We start from the raw sequence: 2,094 nt of genomic DNA, 5'->3' as shown, positions 1-2,094 counted from the left end.
TTGCCAACGGCATGGGGAGGTCGCTACTTTTTCAACAGAATCGGCCGGAAGCAGCCAGTGCTCTCATGATCACCTCTTGGGGTTAGCGGTGAAAGCGTTCAGGGGCGAGACGGCCTGTGGCGGCTCGATGCGCAGCACGCCAGTGCTGTCATACAGACCTCAGCTAGTCCTCTGCACATCATGTCCTTTCCAGTTCTAGCTCGATTCGACTCCACTCCCCACGAAGTCGAAAACGCAGGTAGGCGACCAGAACATGGTCGCGCATGCGGCGTAGCCTGGAAGCCCGACGAGCCTGCAGGTTGCTGTCGATGGTATCGGCAAGCCAGGTACTGTCAAATGCCGTCCATATGGGGGGGATGGGCGCCTGCAGGTTAGAGTGGCAGACCGGCGCCACTTCCTCGAAGAAGGCTGCCTTTACCGCAGTACGGTCGTATCCTGCCAGCTGTCGCGCTATTGCTGGATAGTCGATATCGTTGTCGACGAAGGCGTCCGACAGCGCCGACCATAACCGAACGCGGTCGTCGTGAGTCAAAACACTTCCCACTTAGAGAACTCCTCGAGTTCGTCATCCAGGGCGTCGGCAGCCAGGCTGCCTGCAATCCCGCCAGCCGCACTGCCTGCCAGCACCATGGCAATGGCACAGAAAGGAGCGCCTGGGCCGCAGACGAGCGAGACGCCAAGGCCTGCGAGAAACCCGCCAGCAGCGCCGCCGCCGATGATCATGCCTTGGCGTGCAGTCTCCTTTACCTTGTTGTCGGCATTGAGAATCTCGTAGGTAGCAAATGCCGCAGTGACCAAAATGCCTACCTTGCCCATGATGCGGAGGCGATCCGAGCCCTTTGTGAACTTGGCGTTGTCGCGGCCGGAAGATTCAATCACTTCATAGTGAATCTGCCGCTTCTGCTCGTTCGTGAGCGTCTCGTAGGGTTTACCGAACTTGCTGGTGGCGTACTTTTCGAACAGTCGAGGGAGGGTTAATGGCGTTTTTTTGTGCTGCTGTGCCTTGGCGAGCCCGGTAACCGAAGTAATCTTGCGGTGCTCCACCATAATCTTGTTGCGCATCTCGTGGCAGAACTCGACCCCTACCTGGCTGCTTATCCTGCCGGCTGCCACGTCCGCCCGTACCTGGGCGGACATCCGCTTGATATTGGCGGCGTAGCTGGCGCGTGTCTGTGCGTCGCTGATGGCATCAAGCGAAAACCTTGTCGCCGCGCCTTCCATGCTTGCGAGAGCCTCGTCGAGTGGCGAGCGGGGCAGGGTATGTCTGCTCTGCGTCTGGTATTGGCCAAGCACCTCAATGCTCCCGGTCATTCTTGGCTAATCCCCATGATGATGGCGAGCAGCTTGTCCGTTACGCTGGGCTGCTCGCCAACCTCTGGTACGGGAATCTCAATACGGGTACAGATTGATCCCGAGGGATTGCTAAAGACCACTCGGTTGTCGCTTCCAAAGGCGCCATCAAGGCTAGATCCGTCATCGAAGTGGGCTACGCACCTCCAGCCGGTGTAACGCTCGGTTGCCGGAATCTGGAAGCCGATCCACTTGTCGGTCGCCAGAAATGACGGAGCGGTGAAGGGCGCCGTGATAACCGCATCGCCGATCAACACGTCTCCCGATCCGCCGATTACGACTCCGCCATGGCTCAACGTGCTGTCCAGCATCGCGGCATTCTTGCCGTTGATAAATACGGTGGAGGAGAAAGCGCCGGATATGGTTTGGCAGCAGCCAGCAACGTCTCCTAGACGCGCAGCGGGGAGGTTATTGAACAGCACATCCGGGGAGCCGGACTCGATGGCCGGTGTGCCATGTCCGGGGATCGGGCAGGAGGTTGGGTCGCTCAGGCGAGCGGCGGGTTTGCCTGACATGAGAGTCCTTCTCGTAGTTCGTCCAGAAATGGATCAGTTGGATCACGGCAGGCCACTGTAGCGGACGGATTAGAGCGTTGCGGTGATCTTCATCGCGCATCGGCTATCAAGGCCAGCCCCAATGAGCAGCTATTCACCATGGAGTTGGAAGTCTGAATCGCGTGGTTTTGTAGATGCTCATGACCGCTTCTGGCCGATTCTGTTGAAAAAGTAGGTTTAGCGGCAGCAA

Annotated in this window: 3 protein-coding genes; all 3 read right to left on the bottom strand. The window is 58.5% G+C overall.

The window, feature by feature from the left end:
- Positions 1–178: 178 nt before the first annotated feature.
- From LO50_RS18395 to LO50_RS18385, 3 genes are read right to left on the bottom strand one after another with little or no spacing between them, the layout of a single operon-like run.
- Entirely contained in the window at positions 179–532 is a 354-nt protein-coding gene (locus LO50_RS18395; RefSeq protein ID WP_044315912.1) for a DUF7079 family protein, read from the bottom strand.
- Positions 529–1,311: a hypothetical protein gene (locus LO50_RS18390; RefSeq protein WP_044315911.1), complete on the bottom strand. Its 783-nt coding sequence runs from the start codon at positions 1,309–1,311 to the stop codon at positions 529–531. Before LO50_RS18390 ends, LO50_RS18395 begins: the two co-directional genes overlap by 4 nt.
- Positions 1,308–1,865, bottom strand: a complete 558-nt coding sequence (locus LO50_RS18385; protein WP_044315910.1) for a PAAR domain-containing protein — start codon at positions 1,863–1,865, stop codon at positions 1,308–1,310. The genes LO50_RS18390 and LO50_RS18385 overlap by 4 nt, the downstream gene beginning before the upstream one ends.
- Positions 1,866–2,094: the final 229 nt, after the last annotated feature.

It is taken from the genome of Stutzerimonas stutzeri (genome assembly GCF_000935215.1).
Lineage (GTDB): Bacteria > Pseudomonadota > Gammaproteobacteria > Pseudomonadales > Pseudomonadaceae > Stutzerimonas.
The sequence above is the reverse complement of the archived record's forward strand: the minus strand, read 5'-3'. Positions and strand labels throughout refer to the sequence as shown.